At 67.4% G+C, this 22,732-nt stretch carries 24 protein-coding genes, 1 tRNA gene and 1 pseudogene; 18 read left to right on the top strand and 8 right to left on the bottom strand.

The window, feature by feature from the left end:
• Window positions 1–33: 33 nt before the first annotated feature.
• From ACNTMW_RS10040 to ACNTMW_RS10015, 6 genes are all read left to right on the top strand, one after another.
• Window positions 34–405 carry a DUF742 domain-containing protein gene (locus tag ACNTMW_RS10040; RefSeq protein WP_426633147.1) on the top strand — a complete coding sequence of 124 codons (372 nt, stop codon included), beginning with the start codon at window positions 34–36 and terminating at the stop codon, window positions 403–405.
• Window positions 386–985, top strand: a complete 600-nt coding sequence (locus tag ACNTMW_RS10035; protein ID WP_426633146.1) for a GTP-binding protein — start codon at window positions 386–388, stop codon at window positions 983–985. The genes ACNTMW_RS10040 and ACNTMW_RS10035 overlap by 20 nt, the downstream gene beginning before the upstream one ends.
• 66 nt (window positions 986–1,051) lie before the next feature.
• Window positions 1,052–2,320: a cytochrome P450 gene (locus ACNTMW_RS10030; protein WP_426633145.1), complete on the top strand. Its 1,269-nt coding sequence runs from the start codon at window positions 1,052–1,054 to the stop codon at window positions 2,318–2,320.
• 11 nt (window positions 2,321–2,331) lie between these two features.
• Window positions 2,332–2,523 carry a ferredoxin gene (locus tag ACNTMW_RS10025; protein WP_426633144.1) on the top strand — a complete coding sequence of 64 codons (192 nt, stop codon included), beginning with the start codon at window positions 2,332–2,334 and terminating at the stop codon, window positions 2,521–2,523.
• 238 nt (window positions 2,524–2,761) lie between these two features.
• Window positions 2,762–3,061 carry a DUF4193 domain-containing protein gene (locus ACNTMW_RS10020; RefSeq protein ID WP_426633143.1) on the top strand — a complete coding sequence of 100 codons (300 nt, stop codon included), beginning with the start codon at window positions 2,762–2,764 and terminating at the stop codon, window positions 3,059–3,061.
• An 80-nt stretch (window positions 3,062–3,141) separates the two neighbouring features.
• On the top strand, window positions 3,142–3,492 hold the full coding sequence (locus ACNTMW_RS10015) for a DUF6401 family natural product biosynthesis protein (protein ID WP_426633142.1): 351 nt from the start codon (window positions 3,142–3,144) through the stop codon (window positions 3,490–3,492).
• Window positions 3,493–3,808: 316 nt separating this feature from the next.
• Here the strand turns inward: ACNTMW_RS10015 and ACNTMW_RS10010 are convergent.
• From ACNTMW_RS10010 to ACNTMW_RS10000, 3 genes are all read right to left on the bottom strand, one after another.
• Window positions 3,809–3,881: transfer RNA gene (locus ACNTMW_RS10010), tRNA-Ala, on the bottom strand.
• 97 nt (window positions 3,882–3,978) lie between these two features.
• Window positions 3,979–4,533 (bottom strand): YqgE/AlgH family protein, encoded by a 555-nt coding sequence (locus ACNTMW_RS10005; RefSeq protein ID WP_426633141.1) that lies wholly within the window; start codon window positions 4,531–4,533, stop codon window positions 3,979–3,981.
• A 56-nt stretch (window positions 4,534–4,589) separates the two neighbouring features.
• Window positions 4,590–4,934, bottom strand: coding sequence for a VOC family protein (locus tag ACNTMW_RS10000; RefSeq protein WP_426633140.1), 345 nt, complete (start codon window positions 4,932–4,934; stop codon window positions 4,590–4,592).
• 47 nt (window positions 4,935–4,981) lie between these two features.
• Here ACNTMW_RS10000 and ACNTMW_RS09995 point away from each other — a divergent pair, with 47 nt between their 5' ends.
• Window positions 4,982–5,800, top strand: coding sequence for an S-methyl-5'-thioadenosine phosphorylase (locus ACNTMW_RS09995; protein WP_426633139.1), 819 nt, complete (start codon window positions 4,982–4,984; stop codon window positions 5,798–5,800).
• 79 nt (window positions 5,801–5,879) lie between these two features.
• Here ACNTMW_RS09995 and ACNTMW_RS09990 read toward each other — a convergent pair whose 3' ends face one another.
• A complete protein-coding gene (locus ACNTMW_RS09990) occupies window positions 5,880–7,442 on the bottom strand; it encodes a methyl-accepting chemotaxis protein (RefSeq protein ID WP_426633138.1) in 1,563 nt (520 codons plus the stop codon).
• Between the two features lie 546 nt (window positions 7,443–7,988).
• Between ACNTMW_RS09990 and argS the strand changes: the two genes are divergently transcribed.
• The 6 genes from argS (at window position 7,989) to ACNTMW_RS09960 (ending at window position 13,814) form a co-directional block, all read left to right on the top strand.
• Window positions 7,989–9,716, top strand: coding sequence for an arginine--tRNA ligase (argS, locus tag ACNTMW_RS09985; RefSeq protein ID WP_426633137.1), 1,728 nt, complete (start codon window positions 7,989–7,991; stop codon window positions 9,714–9,716).
• Between the two features lie 902 nt (window positions 9,717–10,618).
• Window positions 10,619–11,038, top strand: a complete 420-nt coding sequence (locus tag ACNTMW_RS09980; protein ID WP_426633136.1) for a hypothetical protein — start codon at window positions 10,619–10,621, stop codon at window positions 11,036–11,038.
• Window positions 11,038–11,271: a helix-turn-helix transcriptional regulator gene (locus tag ACNTMW_RS09975; protein ID WP_426633135.1), complete on the top strand. Its 234-nt coding sequence runs from the start codon at window positions 11,038–11,040 to the stop codon at window positions 11,269–11,271. The genes ACNTMW_RS09980 and ACNTMW_RS09975 overlap by 1 nt, the downstream gene beginning before the upstream one ends.
• Window positions 11,268–12,236, top strand: a complete 969-nt coding sequence (locus ACNTMW_RS09970; RefSeq protein ID WP_426633134.1) for an NAD(P)-dependent alcohol dehydrogenase — start codon at window positions 11,268–11,270, stop codon at window positions 12,234–12,236. The genes ACNTMW_RS09975 and ACNTMW_RS09970 overlap by 4 nt, the downstream gene beginning before the upstream one ends.
• 2 nt (window positions 12,237–12,238) lie before the next feature.
• Window positions 12,239–12,625: a hypothetical protein gene (locus tag ACNTMW_RS09965; protein WP_426633133.1), complete on the top strand. Its 387-nt coding sequence runs from the start codon at window positions 12,239–12,241 to the stop codon at window positions 12,623–12,625.
• A gap of 856 nt (window positions 12,626–13,481) precedes the next feature.
• Window positions 13,482–13,814 carry a hypothetical protein gene (locus tag ACNTMW_RS09960; RefSeq protein ID WP_426633132.1) on the top strand — a complete coding sequence of 111 codons (333 nt, stop codon included), beginning with the start codon at window positions 13,482–13,484 and terminating at the stop codon, window positions 13,812–13,814.
• 142 nt (window positions 13,815–13,956) lie between these two features.
• Here ACNTMW_RS09960 and ACNTMW_RS09955 read toward each other — a convergent pair whose 3' ends face one another.
• Window positions 13,957–14,355 carry a DUF6959 family protein gene (locus ACNTMW_RS09955; RefSeq protein WP_426633131.1) on the bottom strand — a complete coding sequence of 133 codons (399 nt, stop codon included), beginning with the start codon at window positions 14,353–14,355 and terminating at the stop codon, window positions 13,957–13,959.
• Between the two features lie 1,952 nt (window positions 14,356–16,307).
• Here ACNTMW_RS09955 and ACNTMW_RS09950 point away from each other — a divergent pair.
• Window positions 16,308–18,962 (top strand): NACHT domain-containing protein, encoded by a 2,655-nt coding sequence (locus ACNTMW_RS09950; RefSeq protein WP_426633130.1) that lies wholly within the window; start codon window positions 16,308–16,310, stop codon window positions 18,960–18,962.
• Between the two features lie 535 nt (window positions 18,963–19,497).
• On the opposite strand, the gene ACNTMW_RS09945 is transcribed toward ACNTMW_RS09950, so the two are convergent.
• Window positions 19,498–20,304, bottom strand: coding sequence for an XRE family transcriptional regulator (locus tag ACNTMW_RS09945; RefSeq protein WP_426633129.1), 807 nt, complete (start codon window positions 20,302–20,304; stop codon window positions 19,498–19,500).
• Between the two features lie 89 nt (window positions 20,305–20,393).
• Between ACNTMW_RS09945 and ACNTMW_RS09940 the strand changes: the two genes are divergently transcribed.
• From ACNTMW_RS09940 to ACNTMW_RS09925, 4 genes and pseudogenes are all read left to right on the top strand, one after another.
• Window positions 20,394–20,645 (top strand): hypothetical protein, encoded by a 252-nt coding sequence (locus ACNTMW_RS09940; RefSeq protein WP_426633128.1) that lies wholly within the window; start codon window positions 20,394–20,396, stop codon window positions 20,643–20,645.
• An 85-nt stretch (window positions 20,646–20,730) separates the two neighbouring features.
• Window positions 20,731–20,931 (top strand): annotated as a pseudogene (locus ACNTMW_RS09935) (GntR family transcriptional regulator); the annotation flags it as partial.
• A 66-nt stretch (window positions 20,932–20,997) separates the two neighbouring features.
• Window positions 20,998–21,189, top strand: coding sequence for a GntR family transcriptional regulator (locus ACNTMW_RS09930; RefSeq protein ID WP_426633169.1), 192 nt, complete (start codon window positions 20,998–21,000; stop codon window positions 21,187–21,189).
• Between the two features lie 26 nt (window positions 21,190–21,215).
• Complete coding sequence (locus ACNTMW_RS09925) at window positions 21,216–21,776, top strand: HD domain-containing protein (protein WP_426633127.1); 561 nt, start codon at window positions 21,216–21,218, stop codon at window positions 21,774–21,776.
• Between the two features lie 8 nt (window positions 21,777–21,784).
• On the opposite strand, the gene ACNTMW_RS09920 is transcribed toward ACNTMW_RS09925, so the two are convergent.
• A complete protein-coding gene (locus ACNTMW_RS09920; RefSeq protein WP_426633126.1) occupies window positions 21,785–22,252 on the bottom strand; it encodes a hypothetical protein in 468 nt (155 codons plus the stop codon).
• Window positions 22,245–22,721: an NUDIX domain-containing protein gene (locus tag ACNTMW_RS09915; RefSeq protein WP_426633125.1), complete on the bottom strand. Its 477-nt coding sequence runs from the start codon at window positions 22,719–22,721 to the stop codon at window positions 22,245–22,247. Before ACNTMW_RS09915 ends, ACNTMW_RS09920 begins: the two co-directional genes overlap by 8 nt.
• Window positions 22,722–22,732 lie beyond the last annotated feature (11 nt).

Here is a 22,732-nt window from a genome sequence, read left to right as displayed (position 1 = left end):
GCCACCGGCCCCGGCGACGCAACAGGAGGTGCGATGACCCGGCCCGAGCACGCCGACGACGAGGAGGAGGCGGCCGGACCGCTCGTACGCCCGTACGCGATGACCCACGGGCGTACCCGCGCGTCGGCCGACTTCGACCTGATCACGCTCGTGGTGGCCGCCCGGTCACCCGACCCGGACGAGATCTGGGAACCCGAACACCTGGCCATCCTCGACCTCACCCAGCGGCCGGTGTCGGTCGCCGAGATCGCCGCGGGCATGAACCTGCCCGCCGGGGTGGTCCGGGTACTGCTCGACGACCTGCGGGCCCGGGGCGCGCTCATCGTCCGCGCGGCCTCGCTGGAGACCTCCACCCCCAACCTCACGATCCTGAAGGCGGTGGCCGATGGCCTACGCGCACTCTGACCGGCCGGTCCGCGGCACTTCGGCGGTGGCGACCATGCCGATGGCGGTGAAGATCCTCATCGCCGGCGGCTTCGGCGCTGGGAAGACCACGATGGTCGGCTCGCTCAGCGAGGTCGAACCGCTGCGGACCGAGGAGCTGATCACCGCCGAGAGCATCGGGGTGGACGACCTGTCCGGGGTGGAGGGCAAGCACACCACGACGGTGGCGCTGGACTTCGGCCGGATCACGCTGACCGACAACCTGATCCTGTACCTGTTCGGCACGCCGGGGCAGGACCGGTTCTGGTTCGTGTGGGACGAGCTGGCCACCGGCGCACTCGGCGCGGTGGTCCTGGTCGACACCCGGCGGCTGGACGACAGCTTCCCGTCGGTGGACTTCTTCGAGAAGCGCGGCATCCCGTTCGCGGTGGCGGTCAACTGCTTCGACGACGCGCAGCGCTACGAGCCGGCCGACGTCCGGATCGCCCTCGACCTCGACGACGACGTACTGATCATGCTCTGCGACGCGCGGGACAGATCATCCACAAAGGAGGTACTGATCTCGTTCGTGGAGGACCTGATCCGGCGGGCGCAGCGCTGAGACCCTGATCAGAGTATCCACTATGGGCAGTGACGGGACGGGTCCGGGCCGTTACGCTTTCCAGCCATGTCTGTCGATTCGTCCGTGGCCTCCACCCCCGGCACGCCCCCCGTCGTCGAGTTCGACCACTACACGACCGAGTACCGAGACAACTGGCAGGACATCGCCGACGCCAACCTGGCGAAGTGCCCCGTGGCGCGCTCGACCACGTACGGCGGCTTCTGGCTGGTGTCCGACTACGCCAGCGTGAGCCGGGTCATCCGCGACGACGCCACCTTCACCTCCACCCACAACATGGACGACCCGGACGACCCCCGGCAGGGCATCGTCATCCCGCCCAACCCCATGCTCCAGGTACCGATGGAGTTCGACCCGCCGATCTACAACGTCTACCGGCGGATGCTCAACCCGTACTTCTCCCCCACCGCGGCCCGGGCCATGGAGCCGTTCATCAGCCAGGCCGTCGACGCGATGCTCGACCGGGTCTGCGCCACCGGGCGGATGGACTTCATCCTCGACCTCGGCAACCCGGTCCCGGCGCTGGCCACGATGAAGCTGATGGGCATGCCGCTCGACGACTGGGAGCGGTACGCCGAGCCGATGCACGGCATCGTGTCCAACCCCGCCGGCGGCCCGGAGTACCTGCGCTGCATGGAAGCCCTCCAGCAGCTCGGCGGCGCGCTCGGCGCGCTGGTGCCGCGACTGCGCACGGAAGAGGCCGACGGCCTGCTCAGCGGGCTGGCCAAGGCAACCGTCAACGACCAGCCGCTGTCCGACGGCGAGGTCGTGCTCATCGCGCTGCTGGTCATGCAGGGCGGCGTGGACACCACAACCTCGCTGCTGGCCAACGCGCTGTGGTGGCTGGACGAGCACCCCGAGCAGCGCGAGCGGCTCCTGGCCGAGCCGGCGCTGATGGAGCACGCCACCGAGGAGTTCCTGCGCTTCTTCTCGCCGGTACCGGCGCTGGCCCGTACCTGTACCCGGGACGTGGAGGTCGGCGGACAGCACCTGCGCGAAGGCGACCGGGTGCTCATGTCGTTCGCCGCCGCCAACCGGGACCCGGCCGTCTTCGACGAGCCGGCCGAGGTGAAGCTGGACCGCTTCCCCAACCCGCACACCGCCTTCGGGCTGGGCATCCACCGGTGCATCGGCTCCAACTTCGCCCGCTCGTGGTTCCAGCTGATGCTGCGGGCCGTCCTGGACCGGATGCCGGACTACACGATCGACCGCACCGCCGCGCAGCGCAACCACTCGATCGGCATCATCAACGGCTTCATCAACCTGCCGGCCACGTTCACCCCCAGCGAGCCGCGCGGCGTCGCGCTGCCGCGGTGAGGGGCGACGGCATGCGGATCAGCGTTGACCGCGGGCGGTGCAGCGGGCACGCCCGGTGCGCCGCGCTCGCCCCGGAGGTGTACCGACTCGACGAGGAGGGCTACTCGGTCGCCGGTGAGCGTGCCGTCCCGCCCGGCCTGGAACGGCAGGCCGAGCGCGGGGCGCTGGGCTGCCCGGAGGGCGCCATCACCCTTCTGTCGTAACGACAACCGTCCTGCCGTAAGCGGCCGGCCGGGCCGGAGAACGGCCGGCCGGCCGCGTCCGCACGATTTCCGTTTGAGGCGGCGCTGCGTGGGTACATCGGGCGCCATGATCCGGTCGGAGGATCGACCGGCTCCAGATCCCCATACCAGCCCCCGTCCGCTCGTCGCGCTCGCGGAAACACCCATCCTCGAATGCGCCAGGTACCAGACGTCCCACTGCCCGAGGAGGGTGAGCTCCATGGCCATCACCGACTACGACACGCCCCGCCGCACGGTCGCCGAACTCGAGGAGGACAGCCTAGAGGAGTTGCAGGCCCGCCGTGTGGCCGCGCAGTCGCCACTGCTCGACATCGACGAAGCCGAGGCGGCGGAAGGCTTCGAACTGCCCGGCGCGGATCTCTCCAACGAGGAGCTGACCGTGTCGGTCGTGCCCATTCTCGCCGACGAGTTCCGCTGCTCGCGCTGCTTCCTGGTGCACCACCGCAGCCAGCGCAGGGCGGGGCGCCAGGGGCAGGAGATCTGCTCGGAGTGCGCCTGACGGTGTGCTTCAGGTGGCGGTCGGGTGCGGATCGGGTCCAATGCCACAAAAGTCCCATAAGACTCAATAGCGTCTGGCTCATGACGAGCGAGCACGGTATGACAGCGGACCCGACGGTGGTCGAGGTGGCACACGCCTGCCTCGACGCCCTGATGGGCTGGGTGGGGGTCGACGGTCTGGTGGCCGCGATCCGCACCCCGGCCGTGCTCGCGGCGCTCGACCAGCACACGGCGGCCGTCCGGGACGACCTCGGCGACCGGGTCACCCACGCGCCGGCACTGGCCGAGTACGCCCGGCAGGTGCACGCCACCGCAGTCATCGAGGGTCATCGGTTTCCGAACCCGGCCCGCCTGGACTGGACCTACGCCCCGGCACACCTGCTGCGCCTGGTCGCGGTCTGCGCGCTGGCCGGCGCCGCCGACTGCCTCTGATCGGTCTGCGCCCTGGCCGGCACCGCCTGACCGACCACGCCGCCGTGGGGCCGGCCACCGTCGCAGGCCACCGTCGCCGGCGCCACGGCGGCGGCGGTGGCGGTGGCGCACCGTCGGGTGCGCTGCCGTAAGGCGTGGTCGCACCGTCGGGTGCGCTGCCGTAAGGCATCCGCGTTGGCTGTGTGTTACCCCACACCGCTCGCGGGCAGCAATGACGACGACCCCGGCCAGGACCCGGTGACGACCGGATGCCCGTGGTGGACCAGAAAGACAGCGAGAGCATATGCCGCATGCGGCGTATGCTCTCGCGCTGAGGTGGAGCCGAGGGGACTCGAACCCCTGACCCCCACACTGCCAGTGTGGTGCGCTACCAGCTGCGCCACGGCCCCTCAGTGCCCGTCGCTCTCCCGGGCACCCGCGCAATATTACACACCAATCGGCCCCCGGTCACATCGGCTCCCCTGAACCCGCGCCCGGCGCGTCGCGTCAGTTCTGGATCGGGTCCGACGGGAAGTGGGCCACGGCCGCGAGCAGGCCACCCTGCCGCCGCAGCACCATCGGCCAGAGATCATCCGGGCGCGAGGTGAAGGCGTCCCCGGGCAGGGCGTCGAACACGAACCATGACCCGGCCTCGATCTCGTGCTCCACCTGTCCGGGCGCCCACCCCGCGTACCCGGCGAAGACCCGCACCCCGAGCAGCCGCTCCCGCATCGGGCCCGGGTCATTGGACAGGTCGACGGTGCCGACCGCACCGGAGACCCGGTTGAAGCCGGCGAGGGACTCCACGCCGGGACGGGTACGCGCCAGGCAGATCGCTGCCTCCGGCTGCACCGGGCCACCCTCGAAGACGACCGGCGGCTCGCCGGCGAGCGACCCCCAGGGTCCGAGGACCTCGGCGACCGGCACCTCCGTTGCGCGATTGAGCACGACGCCGAGCGCCCCGCCCTCCTCGTGCGCGACGAGCAGCACCACCGTACGGTCGAAGTTCGGGTCACGGAGCGCAGGTGTCGCAACCAGCAGCCGCCCGGTCAGCGACTCCATCGCCCTCCCCCAGCTCGTCTCCGGCTCGCGGTGCCGCCCCGGCTCGCCCTGCACGGCTACCCGGCCACGCAGAACTCGTTGCCCTCGGGGTCGGCGAGCACCGTCCACCGCAGACCGGGCACCTCATGCTCGCCGAGCACCGTAGCGCCCAGCCCGACCAGGCGTGCCACCTCGGCCTCCCGATCGTCGCCGTGGAAGTCGAGATGTACCCGGTTCTTCCCCGCGCGGGGCTCCGGAACCCGCTGCAGTCCGATCGCCAGACCGCCTCCGTTCTCCGGCGCCAGTTGGACGAAGATTCCATGATCGGCGACCACGCGGTAGCCGGCCGCCGCACTCCAGAAGGCGGCGAGGGACTGCGGGTCCGCGCAGTCGATTGTCACCATGCCGGGTTTCAACACCATGACTCGCACCCTAGCCTGCGCTCGGCGCAGTGTTTAGGGTCTTGGCCGTGACCCGACCAAACGCCACCGCCGAGGTTGCCGTCATCGGCGGCTCCGGCCTGTACGCGCTCCTCGACGACGCTGAGGAGTACACCGTCGACACGCCGTTCGGTCCGCCGTCGGACCCGATCACGGTCGCCAGCGTCTCCGGCCGGCGGGTTGCGTTCCTGCCCCGGCACGGTCGCGATCACCGTTTCCCGCCGCACAAGATCCCGTACCGGGCCAACCTGTGGGCGCTGCGGGCGCTGGGCGCGCGCCAGGTGGTCGCGCCGTGCGCGGTCGGCGGGCTGCGGCCCGACCTGGGTGCGGGCTCTTTCGTCGTACCCGACCAGCTGATCGACCGGACGAGCGGGCGGGTGCAGACGTTCTACGACGAGGGCGCGGTCCACGTGAACTTCGCCGACCCGTACTGCCCGGTCGGCCGCCGTACGGTCGCCGAGCGGGCGGCCCAGCGGGGAATCCCGCTCACCGAGGGCGGCACCATGGTCGTCGTGGAGGGGCCGCGCTTCTCCACCCGCGCCGAATCCCGCTGGTACGCCTCGATCGGCGGCACCGTCGTCAACATGACCGGGCACCCGGAAGCGGTACTCGCCCGGGAACTGGCCCTGTGCTACACCGCAATCGCGCTGGTGACCGATCTCGACGCCGGGGTCGAGGGCGAGCACGGCGTCACCCAGGAGGAGGTCTTCCGGGTGTTCGCCGAGAACACCGAGCGGCTGCGTGGGCTGCTGCTGGACGTGGTGGCGGCGCTGCCGGCCGAGCCGGACTGCCCCTGCCGGCACGCCCTGGACGGCCTGCAGGTGTCCGGGAACCACCCGGCCGGGTGACACCCCGGCGGCCTGCGGACGTGAGCCGGGCCCGTTGACGTCCGCTGTGGACGTCAACGGGCCCGGAAGCCGAGCCGCCTCAGAGGCTGAACCGCCCGACGAGCTGTCGCAGCTCGCCGCTCATCCGGGCCAGGTCCTCGGCCGCCCGGCGCGACTCGTTGACGCCCGCGCTGGTGGTCTGCGCCGCTGTCGCCACGCCGGTGATGTTGGACGCGATCTCGTTCGCCCCGGTAGCGGCTTCGGCCACGTTGCGGCTCATCTCGCTGGTCGTGGCGCTCTGCTCCTCGACCGCCGAGGCGATCGTCTCCTGGAAGCCGTTGATCTCGGTGATCACCTCGCCGATGTGAGCGATCGCCTCGACGGCGGCGGTCGAGTCCTGCTGGATCGTCTGGATCCGCCGGGAGATGTCCTCGGTCGCCTTCGCCGTCTCCTGGGCCAGGTCCTTGACCTCGGTCGCCACGACCGCGAACCCCTTGCCCGCCTCGCCGGCCCGGGCCGCCTCGATCGTCGCGTTGAGGGCCAGCAGGTTGGTCTGTTCCGCGATGGACGTGATCAGCTTGACCACGTTGCCGATCTCCACGCTCGACGCGCCGAGCCGGCCGACCGTCTCGTTCGCGATCTGCGCGCCGGCGACGGCGGTGGCCGCCACCCGGGCGGCCTCGGTCGCATTGTGCGCGATCTCCCGGATCGACGCGCCCATCTCCTCGGAACTGGTCGCGACGGTGTGCACGTTGCTGGAGACCTGCTCGGCCGCCGCGGACACCACCCCGGCCTGCACGCTGCTCTCCTCCGCCGACGCCGCGATCCGGGCCGAGACACCCGTCATCTCCTCACTGGCGGTGGCCAGTCGCTCGGAACTGCGCGCCACCTCACCCATCGCCTCACGCAGGTTCTCCGTGGCGGCGTCGAGGGACTGCGCCATCCGACCCAGCTCGTCCCGGTCGTCGACCCTGGCGGACCGGGTGAGATCGCCCTTGGCCAGCCCCTCGACGACGTGGGACACCCGACCCACCGCGCCGGTGATGAGCCGGGAGACGAACCCGGCGAAGAGCACTCCGATCAGCAGGCCCACCACCAGGACGGCGATCAGCGTGGTACGGGCGCTGCCGTAGGTGGCCGCCGCGTCCTTGTCGCGCTGGCCGGCCCGCCGCTTCTCGATGTCGACCAGGGTGTTCACGTCGCCCACGAGCGCCTTGTTCAGCGCGGCGAACTCGACGGTCCGCAGCCCCAGCGCGGTGGTGACGTCGCCGGTGCGAAGGGCACTCAGGTACTTGCCGTCCCGCAGCTGCCGGTATTGCGCCAGGTCGGCCTTGAGCTTGTCGAACGCTTCCTGCCGACCGGTCATCGGGCCGGAGGCGTACGCCGCCAGTGTCTGATCGAGGGCGGCGTCGGCGGCGGAGACCACGCCGAGCTGGTTGTCGAGCGCCTTGCCCGGCCCGGCGGCCAGCATGGTGTCGCTCTCGATACGCATCTGCATGTACGCCTGGCGGATGTCACCCATCCGCGCGGTCTGGGCCACGCTGCGCTGGTACAGGTCCGCCGACACCTGCCGCATCTGGCCCAGCGCGTTCAGGCCGGTCACGCCCACCGCGACGGCCACGGTCGCCAACGTCGCCACGACCAGCAGGATCTTCGTGCTCACCCTCCGGTCGGCGTACCACCGCGTCACGGGGTTGTACCCGCCGCGCCCTTCGGGCCGCCCCCGGCCCGTCACGTCCGTACCCAACACATCTCACCCAATCGCTCGGTCCTGGCCCGGATGGGCGTTGACGAAGCCCTCTATCGGCCGGTCGACCTCCGAGATGAACGCCAGGAAGTGACGTGAAGATCACGTGAACTGTCGGGCACGTCTCGCGGCCGGAAATATCGCTGGCGGGACTCGGGATACTGGACCCATGGCGTTGGTGAGGGCTTTCCGTCGCGGCGCGCTCGAGGCGCCCCGACGACGTGCCCGGCGACGACGTCCGGTCCGCTGACCCCACGGCTTCCGGTTCACTGACCTCCGCCGCGCTGATCGCGGTCGTCGACCGTCCCTCTTCCGCCGCGCCCACCGGCCGGTCGGTCGTCGACCGTCCCCACTTCCGCCCCACCCGCCGGCCGGTCCCTCGCCGGACGGTCCGTCCGCCTACGGCCACCGGCGGCACGTCCACGTCCGCCAGAGCAATCGCTTCCACTCGAGGAGTACCGCATGCAGGCTGTCGAACAGACCCTCGCGCTGCGGCTCCGGACGGCCCTCGTCGCCGCCTTCGGAGCCGACTACCACGAATGGGACCCGCACTTGCGGGCCGCCACCAGACCCGAGTTCGGGCACTTCCAGACCAACCTGCCGCTGCGGCTGGCCGGGCCGGCCGCGCTGCCCGCCCACCAGGTCGCCGAGCGGCTGCTCGCGCGGCTGCGCGTCGACGACCTGTGCCTGCCGCCGGTCCCGGCCGGTCGGGGCTTCATCAACCTGACGCTGCGGCCGGAGTTCCTGGCCGCCCAGGTGAACACGCTCCTGACCGACGATCGGCTCGGCGTGACGCCGGCCGCGCTGCCGCAGCGGATCGTCGTCGACTTCTCCTCGCCCAACGTCGCCAAGGAGATGCACGTCGGACACCTGCGCTCCACCGTCATCGGGGACACGCTGGCCAGGGTGCTCGCCTTCGTCGGTCACGACGTCGTCCGGCAGAACCACCTGGGCGACTGGGGCACCCAGTTCGGCATGCTCATCGAGGAACTGCTCGACTCCGGCCACGACGGCGGCGACCTTGACCTGCGGGCACTGGGCGCACTGTACCGGCGGGCCCGGGCCCGGTTCGACGGCGACGACGCCTTCGCCTACCGGGCACGGTCCCGGCTCGTCGCGCTCCAGGCCGGCGACGAGCGGACCGTCGGCATCTGGCGGCGACTGGTGGCCGTTTCACTGTCGGCGTTCGACGAGACCTACACCCGGCTGGGCACCCAGCTCACCGACGCGGATGTCGCCGGCGAGAGCAGCTACCACGACGACCTCCCGCGGGTCGTCGCCGATCTGGCCGAGGCCGGTCTGCTCACCGAGTCCGACGGCGCCCTGTGCGCGTTCCCGCCCGGCTTCACCACCCGCGACGGCACTCCCCTTCCGCTGATCGTGCGCAAGGCCGACGGCGGCTTCGGCTACGACGCCACCGACCTGGCCGCGATCCGGCACCGGATCGACAGCTTGCGCGCGGACCGACTGGTGTACGTCGTCGACACCCGGCAGTCGCTGCACTTCGACCAGGTGTTCGCCCTGGCGAGGGTCGCCGGCTGGTTGCCGGAACGGGTCACCGCCCGGCACGTCGCCTTCGGGATGGTGCTGGGCGCGGACGGAAAGCCGTTCAAGACCCGCAGCGGCGACACCGTCTCCCTCGCCTCGCTGCTCGACGCCGCCGAGGCGAAGGCCGCCGCGCTGCTCGACGAGCGGGGTTCGGCCCTCGCCGAGCCGGCCAGGTCCGCCGCCGCGCGGGCCATCGGCATCGGCGCGGTGAAGTACGCGGACCTGGCGAACGACCTCGGCCGCGACTACGTCTTCGCGCTCGACCGGATGGTCGCCCTCACCGGCAACACCGGGCCGTACCTGCAGTACGCGCACGCCCGGTTGGCGTCGCTACTGGACCGGGCGGGTGGTGCGCCGGGCCGGGTGACGGTGCTCGAGCGGGACGCCGAACAGCGGCTCGCCCTGCTGCTGACCGGGTTCGCCGGCGCGGTGGAGACGGTCGCCTCGACGCTCGAACCGCACCGGCTCTGCGGCTACCTGTACCAGGTGGCCACCGCGTCGTCGGTGTTCTACGAACAGTGCCCGGTCCTGCGGGCCGAGGGGGACGTCCGGACCAGCCGGCTCGCGCTGTGCCTGGCCACCCGACGGGTACTCGCCACGGGCCTGGACCTGCTGGGCATCACCGCGCTCACCAGGATGTAGCCGGCCGGCGGCGGGAGACCTGTTCCCGAAGACGTCGAACGCCCCGGGCCGACTGGTCCGGGGCGTTCGGCCACGCTGCGAAAGACCTCCCCGCGCGCCGGGGAGATCCGCGCTTCGGGGATACATGAAGGGCCCGGCCTTACCGCCGGGCCCTTCGCGGTGTGAGTTTCCCCGAAATGCCTTCTCGCAGGGCACAACGTCGCCGTTGACCTTGGTCAGCAGGGTCGGAACACGGTGGATCGTTCTGGGACGCGGTCAGCATCGCCGTGCGGCACGCCAGCGTGGAGTGTCAGCCGGCTACCTCGGCAACATTGGAGGCGGGGTGGTCGAGCGCCGTGAGGTCAAGCAGGTACCGGTACGGCTGTTGATTGAGCCCGGCCGGCCAACGGTCGATGTGGTCAACGTCGTACCGGCGCCCAGTCCGGGCTGATTCCCAGTCGATAGGGGCGTGCGAGTCGTCAGCAGATCCGGTCTGCACGACGATCGTGTCCACCCGCCAGGGACGGGTAAGTGGGCCGTGGCGCAGATAGCGCCACGCCACCCAGACGGCTCCGCGGACGCGGACGGCTGACATCGGCATCGGGGGGACCTCGCGTACGACGCCGTGAACGTGATGCCGGCGGGGTGCGCGCAGGCCGGGTCGGCCCGCACCCCTCAGCGAGAGATCACGGTGGCCATACACGGCGGAGACCGGCTCTCCTCCCGGAGCGGAGATTCACGACGGAGGCATGCTCCGACCTTCGACCACCAGACGGCGCTCCAGCCACCTTGACCTGCGTTTTCTTGTCGCACCCGACGATGTGGGACGCGGACGCGCCGAGCGCCATGTAAAGAACTATTGACATCATGTCGAGGCCGCTTTACCTTGAGTATGTCAAGTTTGCTTTACATGGGGGGCGGGAATGTCGTTCGACGAGAAGCGCGCGTGGGTACAGGCGGTGGTCGCCGTCTGCGGATACGGCACCTATGCGGCGATCGTGCTCGCGCAGGTGGGGCAGACCTCGCTGACCGAGGTGCACTACGTCGGCACCATGCTGTGGACGGTCGGCGGGGCCATCGTGGCAGGGATCGTGCTGCACATCCTGTCCGGCATGGTGTTGCCGGGCGGCACCCGCTCCGACCAGCGCGACCGGGAGATCAACCGGTTCGGCGAGCACGTCGGGCAGTCGTTCGTCGTTGTGGGAGCGGTCGGTGCGCTGCTCATGGCCATGGCGGAACTGCCGTACTTCTGGATCGCCAACACGCTGTACCTGGCGTTCGTCCTGTCCGCGCTCCTGAGCTCCGTGGCCAAGATCGTCGCCTACCGCCGGGGCTTCCAGTGATGGCAAAGGCGACCCGGGTCACCAACCGGATCCGGGCGCTGCGCTTCGCCCACGGCGAGATGACCCAGGCCGAACTCGCCGACCGGATCGGCGTGACCCGACAGACCGTCATCGCCATCGAACAGGGCCGGTACTCACCCTCCCTGGAGATCGCGTTCCTCATCGCCCGGGCCTTCGGTGCCCCGCTCGACGAGGTGTTCCAGTACGCCGAGGATGAAGGAGAAGGTCGATGAAGGCGATCGTCCAGGACCGGTACGGATCAGCAGACGTCCTGCGCTTCGAGGACGTCCCCACTCCAGCCGCCGGAGACGGAGAGATTCTGATCCGGGTCCGCGCGGCAGGCGTCGACCAGGGTGTGTGGCACCTCATGGGCGGCCTGCCGTACCTCGTCCGCACCGGCTTCGGCTTCCGCCGGCCCAGGATTCGGATCCGTGGGATGGATGTCGCCGGCAAGGTCGAGGCGGTGGGCGCGGGCGTGACCCGTTTCCGGCCGGGCGACGAGGTGTTCGGCAGCCACACCGGCGCCTACGCCGAGTACGTGTGCGGCCCGCAGGACCGGTTCGCACTGAAGCCGGCGCGCCTGACGTTCGAGCAGGCGGCGGCCGTGCCGATCTCGGCGGTCACGGCCCTGCAAGGGCTGCGCGACGCCGGTCGGGTGCGGCCGGGCCAGACGGTACTGGTGATCGGCGCGTCCGGCGGGGTTGGCTCGTTCGCGATCCAGCTCGCGAAGCACCTCGGCGCGCACGTCACCGCGGTGTGCAGCGGCGGGAAGGCGGACCTGGTGCGCGCCCTCGGCGCCGACGCCGTTGTCGACTACACCCGCGAGGACATCACCGACGGCACCCGGCGCTACGACGTCATCCTGGACGTCGCCGGCAACCGCCCGCTCCGGCAGCTCCGTCGCGCGCTCGCGCCGCGCGGCACCCTCGTCATCGCGGGCGGTGAGGGTGGCGGACGGTGGCTCGGCGGCGTAGACCGGCAGCTGCGCGCCCAGCTGCTGTCGGCGTTCACCCGCCAGCGCCTGTGCGCACTGATGTCCCGTCAGCGCCTCGACGACCTGCTACTGCTGAGCCACCTGCTGGAATCGGGCGACGTCACGCCCGTCGTCGACAGGGCCTATCCACTGAGCGAGGTGCCCGAGGCCATCCGGTACCTCCGTGCTGGCCACGTCCGCGGCAAGGTCGTCATCACCATGTGACAATGGTCAGAGAGCATCCTCGTGGCTTCACTCTCAGAGCCGATGCGCCTGCCGAAGGCCAGATGGAGCATATGGGGCCGCCCGCCACCGCAACCGCCCGCGCCAACGTGCGCCCAGGCGACCCGCAGACCCGCACCCACCTGCTCATCGGGGCGCTCTGCGAGGGCGGCATCTTGCTGGCCCGCGCCGCCAAGCCCGAGACCACCCTGGCCCTGGTCACCCACGAGATCGACACATTGCTCGCCGCCCGCGCACGACCCGAGGCACCCGGCACCCCGGATGACCCGGCCATCGCCAGCTCGCGCCGCCAGCTGACTCCCTTGGTGGACGATGTGCGGACACACGTAGGGCCCGGTCTGACGACCGGGCCCTACGTGATCAAGCTGTGAGCTCTCCCCGGGAGCCGGATTCGAGGAAAAGAATCCGTGCTTTCGGGGAAAACCCCCTGGTGGAGGTAGTGACCGCTTACTTGAACCCGGCCGAGCAGGTCAGGCAGTTGCGGGAGACGCTCGCCCGACTCGCGGGACCCGATGCGTCCGCCGACGAGCCGGACCTCGGCACCGGGCCCGGTTAACCGTGAGCCGCTGACAACCGGGGACGAGTAGAGATCCTGGGACGTCCTGATGGACGCGGTCCCGATGCACTTCCACTCCCCCGAAGCTCGACACCAAGCAGCGCCGGGCGGCCCGCCTCCGAACCCCGGCGCTGCGCGGTGAGGCCCCGGCCGTACGTGACACAGGACTCCGTGCGGCCGGGTGCCACCAGTCAGGGGCTGGAGGGCACGATGCCAAAGCATGATCGTCTTGAACCACGTCAGCGGCATGCACAGCACCGGAGGGTGCGGCGTTGGTGGGCGCCGTGGTCGACTCGGTGCTCGTGCGGTTTCCGAGGGATGTCTTGCCCGGTAGCCGCCGCCACCCGCGTCGTAACCGCTCCGACGCCCGACACTCCCCCGCTCCGCTCGGATTGGATGCCTGACAGCCCCGCGTGGAACGCCACGACTTCTCTGTACTCATCACTACTGCTGACCCGGGCACAAGCCTGGCGCGGCGACGGCGGTCGACGGCCGGTGGGGATGACGAACCAGCCGAGGCGATCGCACGCGCAAGTTAGACCGCCTTACGCCGAGCCGTACGACACCGAACCCGGTCACCGCGACATCCCGAGATCAGAAAGCTGGTGGCCAGTCGCGAATGCCTACACCGCTCGCCATGCCTCTTTCGGCCGCTGGAGCGGGGTAACGCGATGAGTTGGGCGATGTCGCCGGTTCCCGGTTCGGACGAGGAGTACCTCCTCGTCGACCTCGCATGGTGCGGACCCTGCGAGCTGGCACTCCTGCCCGCTCTGATCACCGGCCGCAGGTTCTACGCCTGCCGCAACATCCACTGCCCGTGCCCGGTCGTACCAGCGGGGCTGCTGGACGAGTGGGCATGGCGAGCGTTCCTGCACCGGTTTACGCAGCCCGACATCGACCGGACGACGCACGAGAAGCGGCAGATACTCGAACGCGCCCTGGAGCGGGTGACAGTCGGGATGGGTCTCGGCCAAATCCGGTACCACTGGCGGGAGCCGTCGTGACGGCGACCGACCCACGTGCCACCAAGCCACAGGCATTCCGTCCGTACGTGAATGCCACCGGAGCAAGGCCGCTACTACGCTCCGTTACGGTTTGGCAAAACAGCACACAGCGTCAGCGTGCAGACATCTCCCGACCTACGCATTACGAGTCGGTCGCAACCCCATCGTCATCGTAGTCTCGGTCCTCGTTGACCTGCCGCTGTGGCTCGCCGGTGTCCGCCATCGTCCGGCGGCTTGGCTGCTCGATTGGCTGCTCGGAAGAGCTGGTCGGGCGGCTGAACGGCAAGCCAATACCCGCTGCGTCGAGTGCTTCGATGTAGCCGCCAAGAAGATCGCCCATGTCGTCCACGAGCGAATCGGTCACCTCGCGCGCCTGCTCCAGATCGCCTACCCGCAGCGCCGACTGGATCTCGCCAACCTGCTGCCAGAACGCGTACAGGCTGTCACCTTGGACAAGCACGCCGGGAAACCGCCGAGCAGGGAGCCGAAGCACAGCAAAGTTGTGCTGCCCGGTGTGCAGGTCGACCTCTACACGCTCCATAGCGCGACACTAGGCGCCCTCCCAACCGATGACCACTTGACCCCCAGAGCAGGGCAGCCAGGTTCCGTGAGGGTGGATACGAGGTTAACCGGTACCACAACGTCTGGTTCGGCTACATGCGGTCGCCACGGTTGCTGTACTTCTCTGCTGTACTTCATCCGACCAGTTGCCATCGAAGCCCGGCACGACTCCGCGACGGAGGCGATCGACGTCTTCCGTGTCACTTGTCGGCAGCGCGGTCGCCTGAAGCCAGAATGGTTGCTGTACTTCTCTACCGTAACCACCCAGTGCAGCGCCGGTGTCGGCGCCAGCCGAGCTGCCAACGCGAGCACCTGGAGTGCCGTCGGAACCTGGACCACGTCTCGCCCCGCGGCCGTTAGGCCACAATCACCGCCACCGTCGACTCTGCGTCTCGCAAGGCTCACCTTCTGACGCATAGCCGACCGTTGTAGTGACGGATTTGATACTCAAGGTGAGACTGACGCCGTGACCGCCCTCCCCCGAACCACATTCCCCAACCGCTCATGCCACGGGCACCGTCGCCAGGGCCTCGCCAGGCGAGCCTCACCATCGGCGCGCGGCCGTATTCGCCGCTCTGCTCAGCGGGCCCCACCAGGCAACTGCCACCGCAGCGCTGGCACCGCTAACTCCGCCGCACACGGCTTCCTCAATGCTTTCCAAGGGACGAAACTCTACGCCGATCCGGGAGAGGGCGGCCTAGTCAGAAGTGTCGGCGTTTACCAGTTAGCCAGCAAAGGGCTGCAGATATCATGGCGATGAACACACATAGTTATGAAGACCTCGGCGATGAATTGTTCCAGATGCTGTGTCAGGCATTGTTAGTTCGGGAATTCGCAAACATACAATGCTATCCAGTCGGGATGCCCGATGGAGGACGAGACGCAGTCGCCGTCGATCCAGCGCTCAAAGGCTCCGTTATCTTTCAGGTAAAGTTCTGCCGAGAGCCAGCGAAGCTAGATGACCCGGTAGCCTGGATTTGCAACGCAATAGACGGCGAGAAGGAAAAGGTTGAGCGGCTAGCAGCCCGAGGCGCGCAGCGGTTCGTTCTCATGACGAACGTCCAGGGCAGTTCACATCTGGACGTTGGTCAGATGGACCGCATCCAAGAGCACATGAACAGCAACCTTGCCATTCCAGCGACCTGCTGGTGGAGGAACGACCTAGACCGCCGCCTGGAGAATGCGTACGACCTGAAACTTCGGTACCCGGCCGTCCTAAAAGGTGCCGACATTATTCGCTTGCTATGGGAGCGAGCCGCTAACGGAGATGCAGAAGGGCGGCGCCAATCCGCCCTTAGCGCATATCTATCATATTTCTATGGAGAAGACTCCACACTGCGTTTCAAACAGGTGGAACTTGTTTCGAAATCGCTCCTAGATCTGTACATCGATGTACCCGCGACAGTTAGGCGCTCGGCAAAGAAAGACGTAGTCCGATCGCGAGCCGTGTTTCGGCAAGCCCTCAGGAGATCACTTCAGAGTCGTCCGAATAGTGCGCGGTTGGGCGGGAACGCAAGGCGCGAACTAGTACGAACATCAAACGGCGACTTCTTAGTTCGATCCAACGCAGGGACATTCGTCCTCGCCGCTATAGGCGGAGCGGATTTGCTCACTGCTCCAGAGTTCATTCCGCAGTTCCCCTTTGTAGTGCTAGAAGGAGCACCAGGCCAAGGCAAATCGACACTTACACAATACCTTGCTCAGCTACAACGAGCTCGAATTCTGAATAAGAAGTACGAAGTCGAACGCTATCCTGCGCGTCATCGCCAAGCACCACTTGCTATACCATTCAGGATCGAACTCCGAGACCTAGCAGCTTGGATGAAAGGCATCGATCCCTGGGATCCTGACTCACAGGATACAGTGCGCCACGGGAAGCCGCGCTCGCTTGAGGGGGCCCTCGCGGCCCATGTTGAGCGGTACTCCGGTGGATTGACTTTCGATGTTACTGATCTTCACCGCATTCTTCAAACTACTCCGACGGTACTTCTTCTCGATGCGCTCGATGAAGTAGCCGACCCCGAAGACCGCGCATTGGTGATATCCGCAGTCTGTGAAACGCTTACTCGATTTGAGGGAAACTTGATCATCCCTCAAGTCGTCGTCACGAGTCGACCCACAGCAATTGAGGGATCGCCGACTTTTCCCGTCGAGAGCTTCCTACATATGGCACTCGCACCACTGGACGAGATGCTGGCACTCGATTACGCCGACAAATGGGCACAGGCTCGGCGACTTGACGAGTCCGATCGAAAGCGCCTTCCTCGCACGCTGCGCGACAAAATGCGCGCCCCCCACATCGCACAACTGGCCAAGAATACGATGCAGTTGTCTATCCTGCTGAGCTTGGTACAGCGACGCGGTGCTAGCCTGCCGGACAAAAGAACGGAGCTATACAATGCCTACTTCGACATCTTCCTGGACCGCGAGTCCGAAAAGAGTGCCGTAGTTCGGGATAACCGCGACCTGTTATTCGACATTCATCGCTTCTTAGGATTTCACCTTCACTCCATTGCGGAGAAGGAAAGGAGAAGCGGAAGAATCAGGCACGACCGACTAAAGTGGCTGCTACGTGACTACCTGACCAAAGAAAAGCAACCGCACGATCTCATTGACTCGCTCCTCGCCGGGATGGTTGAGCGCTTCGGCGCGCTGGTATCGAGGGTGCAGGGTCAGTACGAATTTGAAGTTCAACCTCTACAGGAGTACTTCGCCGCGAGGCACTTAAATGATACTGCGCCGCCGTCACCAACAGGACGAGAGAAACCGGGAACGAAGGCGGACCGCTTCGATGGGATAGCCCCTAATCCGTACTGGTTTAACGTCACGCGCTTCTTAGCCGGATGCTTCAATAAGGGTGAGCTGGCCGACCTAGCAGACCGCCTCTGCGACCTCATGGATGACCCCAGCCAGCGAGGACGACCATTTGCGCGAAGCCTTGCTGTTGCCCTGTTGCAAGACTGGGTATTTAGCCAGTCCCCAAGAGCTACTCGCAAAGTGGTCCGCACGGTGTTTGACGAGATCGGCTTGGCGTGGGCAGCCGCCGGCTACCTTGACTTGGCGCGCTCGAACGAAGGCGAAGTTCTTGCCCTTCCCCCAGGTGGGGGGGCCGAACACCTGACGGAAATCTGTTGGGACCTAATCTTGAAGGCAGAGCAAACTGAAAGGACGGCGTCTATCTGCCGCTTACTCGCGGCCAATAGCCCCCTAGAAAGCCTTGCAGGAAAATGGTACACCGAATTTCAGGCGAAGCCCGAAGAAGAACGGTCGAACTGGTTCGTGATCGGTTCGTGGTTGGGGGTTCCGCGCGGACTTAGTTACGCGCAATGCCTTGCGCTTGCAAGCAACAAGGAAGCTCCTTGGCGCCCATTGTTACCATCGTTCCTGATACAGGGAAGAGCTCCGATTGATGATCTCCCAGACGCAGTAGTCGGCGATGTCTTTTCCGACTGGCTGAAGTATCCTGGCATGTTCGGAAAAGGCCTGACCCCGGGCGGGATGGATTCGGTGACCTATTTTACGGCTTGGGTCACTAGTCCACAGAGTTGGCTGGATGAGTTGAGGGGTTATGGATATGCTTCGGCGGAGCAACTGTATTCGCGCCTGACCTCCCCTTCCAAACCATCTACGAGTCCGACAATCAATTCCATTCGAGAAGTGGGGCGCATCTTTTCTGGCTTGCTTAACCAGCAAATACACGTCGCTCTGGCACCCTGGGTTGAGGCCGTTTCCTCTATAGATGCAGCTTTTGGACGGACGTGGACATCGGCAGAACTTGGCGTTATTGCTGGCGCGATCCGCAACTCGGCGGAGCGAGGTCGGGGCGGAGAAAGTCTACTCGATAATGCCGTGCCGCTCCCCGTTCGGATTCGATATGCCAAGCGATTGTCTGGCGACCCGACATGGTGGCGGGAGCAGCGACTGTCCGCTACCGATGAATACGATGTCGGCGTTTGGTGCCTAGCCACTGCATTGTGGACCAAAAGCGGATGCCTGGTGCAACTCGGCGATGTTTTTGACGAGGCAATTAATTCTCTCTCGACCGACATGCGCCAAGTTGTCTTAAGCTCGATTTCCTCGTATAGGCGAAGACTGATCGTAGAGCCGAGGTCTGGAGCTTCGGATAACGTAAGTCTAAAGTTGTCGGCAGACACATTAACGGTCATCGCGTACCGCCTTCCACGCGGAGGCGACCTAGTGCCTCACCTCCTTAACCGGATGGAGAGCCCATTCGTCGCAGATCTTTGCTTGGAGTGGCTAGTATCTCCCCAAGCTGAATCAATTCCCCCCAAAAGGATTGTGCAATATTTCAGGGATGCACAACTCGCGGAGGGCGACGTTCCCTACGGTTCAGACATCAGAGGCTCAGCAAGCCGTCGATACGAGATATCACGACTAATCTTGGATGACCCATGGGAAATTCCGACCCTTCTCGTTGGGGCTGCCACCGGTATCGTCCTCCGAAAGAAGCTCAAATACCCTCCAGCTCTTGAGGTTGCAGCAAGGGAGCACTGGTTCGAAGAGGAAGAAGAAGACGACGACGACGATTTCGACTTCGCCATCAATTCCTCCCGCCGCCGGCGCTGAAGGTGCATTGATTGGGGACTACGTTCACAATCCCTAGCCATCCCGTCCGCCGTCGACCCGCCCTCCGGGGAGCAGGCCGCCGCCCGGGCCGCCACGTCGAACTGACCGTGACGTGCGTACGGGCGCTGGCGGTCCGGGCGGTGGTCTGCTCGGCTCGCCCGGGTTGACGGCGGGCGGGATGGCACGCACAACCACCCACCCAACGCGACGGCCGCACGGAGCCCCGGCCATCCCGGGGCCGGAGCGCCCCCGCCGGAGGCAAGAGCCCGACCACCGCGGCGCCCAACCCGCGCTACGGCGTGGCGTGGCCGCCACGCCGCGCACCAGCTCCCCGCCGGCCAGCTGCCGGTCCATCGACCTCACTAGAGCCCTCGGCGCTGTCCGTGCTTCGGCGGCCCCGAGGCTTTGCTCTGTTCGCGCCAGCCGATGGGCGTGGGCCTGGTCGCTGCGGAGCGACAGCGGCAGCGGCGACCAGGCGCCCGATCGGCGGCGCGTGCGGCCCGGTTCGGCCGCCTTGATGCCGCGCAGAAGATCCTCACGAAGATTCGTGAGCCCGGCACTCAGGCCGAGGCTCGTACGCGGTCCTCCAGGCTCGTTCAAATGAGTCAAGGTAGATTGCCGCTGCACCGTCGTCGTATCGGCGGCGCAAGTGGAAGACCGGGGCGTACGAGGCCGGACAGCCGTACACATGAGTGTTGACGATGAGAGCGTCGTCTGCCCGGTAGAACGAGTTGTAGAGCACGGTGTCGTGCAGCCGCAGTTGGACATTGCGCTCGTCCGCCAACGGCCGGAACAACAGGATCGCGTTCCGAATCCGCGCCGCCACCACCTGATCGATCCCCTCGTCCACGCCGCGCCGCGTGACGTGCTCCCCCTCGGCGTCGCCGAGCGCGATCCGTACCCGTACCCCTGCCCGGGCCTTGTCCCGCAGCAGACGTTGTACCGCTACATCCTCGGCAAGGAACAGGGCGCTGTAGGCAAGGATCCCGACCTCCCGCTCGGCTCGCTCGAACAGATGCCGCCACGCGTCCACAGGTACGGCGGACCGATGCGGGTAGGTGAGGACGATCTCTTGGCCACCTGGATCGGGCGAGGCGCTCCAGGCCGCGGCCGGCCACAGGTCCCGCTCCTCCCACCCCGTGAGCGCGACCAGGGCGGCCCGATGCCGCGGATACGGCACACGTCCACCCATCCACCGCTGGACCGTCTTCGGGTCGACGCCGAGCCGCGCCGCGACGTCGGTCGCGTCCATGCCGATGCCGTTGAGGGCGCGGGCAAGCGGATGTCTCACGGGCACCTCGTCTCGGTTGCCGTCGATGCCAGCGTAGCCAAGAAGTCCCAAGACGTCCCTCCGATGCGGTACTGAATCAGCCGTCACGCGTCGAGGCTGTGCTTGATGAACTGGCCGGATAGCGCGGAGGTCAGCAAGCCATGACAGGACATGAGCCGCCGCAGCGGTCGGAGGACGACGGGACGGCACAGCAGGCAGCGGACCGCTTGGCGTTGGCGCTAGAAGACGTCGGATTCGATGTCGGACGCGAGTTCCCGTTGCTGGGAAACGCTGTGAGCCGCAACGGTCTGCCGGTCGTCATCCTCGACAGAATCTTGCCCACCGTTGCAACCCGGCTGGCTCACGTCATCGAGCAGGCGGCCCGCGCCGGGGTCACGCTGCCCGGCGACTGACCGCCTCGACGGCCGTCCGCATCACCGTTGGATCCCTCCCCGCACTACCCTCAGGCTCTGGTAGAGCAGGGAGAGGCGGAGGCCGGTGGGCACACGGGCGACGTCATGGGGCGCGTACAAGAGCATCGCCACGGCGCTACGCGCACGCATCGAGGGTGGCGAGTTCGCCCCCGGCTCTCCTCTCCCCTCAGAGGCTGCCCTGTGCTCCGAGTACAGCGTTGCCCGCAACACGCTCCGCCGCGCCCTGGAGCAACTCGCCCGAGACGGACTCATCTCCACGATCCCCGGGCGGGGTCGGACGATCGCGACGCCGGGCGAAAACCCAGCGAAGCCCATTCCGCAGTACCGCCGCATGGCAGCCGAGCTAAGAGCGATGATCGAGCGCGGCGAACTGCGACCGGGCGACGCGGTGCCGAGCGAGGCGGCGCTCGCCGAGCGGTACGGCGTCGCTCGGGGAACCGCCCGGCATGCCCTCGTCGAGCTGGAGGGCGCCGGGCTGGTCGATGCGGTACACGGCAAGGGCAGGTTCGTAAAGCGCCGTTGATCGACAACGTCGCTACGCTCGGACGGGTGGAACGTCTCCCCTGGGCCCGCGACCTCGCCCGGCGTCTGCTCGCCGAGCCCCTGCCTCGCCGATGGGCGCACACGCAGGGCGTGGGCCACCGGGCAGAGTCCATCGCCAGCATCGCGGGCGAAGACACCGAGCTGTTGATCTGCGCTGCCTGGCTGCACGACATCGGCTATGCCCCCGATCTCGTCAAGACCGGTTTCCATCCCCTCGACGGCGCCCGCTACCTGCGCGACGTCGAACGAGCCGACGACGCTCTCTGCGCCCTGGTCGCCAACCACTCCTGCGCGGTCATCGAGGCCCGGAACCGCAACCTGCTACACGAGCTGACGACCGAGTTTCCCGAGCCCAGCGGCCCGATCCTCGACGCGCTCACGTACTGCGACATGACGACCAGCCCCGACGGGGGTATCACGAGCGTCACGGAAAGGCTGGACGAGATCTTCTCCCGGTACGAAGAGGGCACTGTCGTCAACCTGTCGATGCGGGAGGCGCGTCCGCGCATCCTCGACGTAGAGCGAAAGATCGGCGCCCTACTCGCTTCATCCCCCGCGAACCCGTGACGGAGACGCTAAACAGCTACCTGCCCTACCTGCCGTAGACGGCCCTGTTCGTCCCTGCCCCAGCGCCGCCCTGCGCTGTCCAGAAACTCGATCTCCACCGGCTCGGGCTCGGCGTACGTCCGTAGCCACTCCTGCGGCGCCGCACGCCGGATCGTCTGCCCCGGTGGTACGAGCCCGACGAACTCCACGCCGTCGCCGTCCGACTTCCCCGGCAGCGGCAGCTCGACCTCGTAGATCGGCATGTCGCTGGCGTTGTGGATGTGGAACGCCAGTTCCTTGCGCCCGTCGGTCCGCACGTACATCTCGACCCAAGCGCTGATGCGGGCAGCCTGGGCGCGTCGCTCGTCCTCGGAGCGGTCTGCCTCCCGCCGGTGTTCTCGCCGCAACAGCACGAACCCGGTCGTGAAGGCGCCCACCGTGCCGACGGCGGAGAAGACATCCGCGCCCGCGCTGACCCAGTCACTCGCGCTACCCAAGGTGGGGTGTCCCGTCTCCGCTCAGGTAGTGCTCGATCCGCATCCGCATCGAGCGGTCCATCTGAAGCGCCGGGATCCGGTCCGGTGATACCCAGTGGACCTCGCGGGACTCATCGCTCGGCGTCGGCTCCCCGCCCACCGGCCGCGCGGTGAAGACGACCGAGAACTCCTGACGCGCCTCGCCGTTGCTGGTGTAGAGGATGACGTGGCGCGGGTCGGTGTAGATCCCGACGAGGCCGGTGATCTCGACCTGCACGCCGGTCTCTTCGAGGGTTTCCCGTACCGCGGCACCCGGCAGCGACTCGCCGAGGTCCATCGCGCCGCCCGGCAATGCCCAGTTGTCGTTGTCCGTGCGGCAGATCAGCAGTACCTCGCCCGCGTCGTTGACGACGACGACGTTGGCGGACGGGACGACGCTGTTGGCCTTCGGGGCGTTCGGGTCGTCGAAGTAGTCGATGCGTCGTCCCATGGTCGTCTCTC

Source organism: Planosporangium spinosum (assembly GCF_049999945.1).
Lineage (GTDB): Bacteria > Actinomycetota > Actinomycetes > Mycobacteriales > Micromonosporaceae > Planosporangium > Planosporangium spinosum.
This window is presented reverse-complemented; position numbering and strand designations above follow the sequence as displayed.

What these genes read in the sequence shown, in the direction of transcription:
- ACNTMW_RS09975 (WP_426633135.1), top strand. Translation starts at nt 11,038, where the DNA reads ATGGCAAAGGCGACCCGGGTCACCAACCGGATCCGGGCGCTGCGCTTC.
- ACNTMW_RS10005 (WP_426633141.1), bottom strand. Translation starts at nt 4,533, where the DNA reads ATGGAGTCGCTGACCGGGCGGCTGCTGGTTGCGACACCTGCGCTCCGT.
- ACNTMW_RS09965 (WP_426633133.1), top strand. Translation starts at nt 12,239, where the DNA reads ATGGTCAGAGAGCATCCTCGTGGCTTCACTCTCAGAGCCGATGCGCCT.
- ACNTMW_RS09970 (WP_426633134.1), top strand. Translation starts at nt 11,268, where the DNA reads ATGAAGGCGATCGTCCAGGACCGGTACGGATCAGCAGACGTCCTGCGC.
- ACNTMW_RS10015 (WP_426633142.1), top strand. Translation starts at nt 3,142, where the DNA reads ATGACGAGCGAGCACGGTATGACAGCGGACCCGACGGTGGTCGAGGTG.
- ACNTMW_RS09930 (WP_426633169.1), top strand. Translation starts at nt 20,998, where the DNA reads ATGGCAGCCGAGCTAAGAGCGATGATCGAGCGCGGCGAACTGCGACCG.
- argS (WP_426633137.1), top strand. Translation starts at nt 7,989, where the DNA reads ATGCAGGCTGTCGAACAGACCCTCGCGCTGCGGCTCCGGACGGCCCTC.
- ACNTMW_RS10020 (WP_426633143.1), top strand. Translation starts at nt 2,762, where the DNA reads ATGGCCATCACCGACTACGACACGCCCCGCCGCACGGTCGCCGAACTC.
- ACNTMW_RS10025 (WP_426633144.1), top strand. Translation starts at nt 2,332, where the DNA reads ATGCGGATCAGCGTTGACCGCGGGCGGTGCAGCGGGCACGCCCGGTGC.
- ACNTMW_RS10030 (WP_426633145.1), top strand. Translation starts at nt 1,052, where the DNA reads ATGTCTGTCGATTCGTCCGTGGCCTCCACCCCCGGCACGCCCCCCGTC.
- ACNTMW_RS09940 (WP_426633128.1), top strand. Translation starts at nt 20,394, where the DNA reads ATGACAGGACATGAGCCGCCGCAGCGGTCGGAGGACGACGGGACGGCA.
- ACNTMW_RS10035 (WP_426633146.1), top strand. Translation starts at nt 386, where the DNA reads ATGGCCTACGCGCACTCTGACCGGCCGGTCCGCGGCACTTCGGCGGTG.
- ACNTMW_RS09955 (WP_426633131.1), bottom strand. Translation starts at nt 14,355, where the DNA reads ATGGAGCGTGTAGAGGTCGACCTGCACACCGGGCAGCACAACTTTGCT.
- ACNTMW_RS10040 (WP_426633147.1), top strand. Translation starts at nt 34, where the DNA reads ATGACCCGGCCCGAGCACGCCGACGACGAGGAGGAGGCGGCCGGACCG.
- ACNTMW_RS10000 (WP_426633140.1), bottom strand. Translation starts at nt 4,934, where the DNA reads ATGGTGTTGAAACCCGGCATGGTGACAATCGACTGCGCGGACCCGCAG.
- ACNTMW_RS09915 (WP_426633125.1), bottom strand. Translation starts at nt 22,721, where the DNA reads ATGGGACGACGCATCGACTACTTCGACGACCCGAACGCCCCGAAGGCC.
- ACNTMW_RS09980 (WP_426633136.1), top strand. Translation starts at nt 10,619, where the DNA reads ATGTCGTTCGACGAGAAGCGCGCGTGGGTACAGGCGGTGGTCGCCGTC.
- ACNTMW_RS09960 (WP_426633132.1), top strand. Translation starts at nt 13,482, where the DNA reads ATGAGTTGGGCGATGTCGCCGGTTCCCGGTTCGGACGAGGAGTACCTC.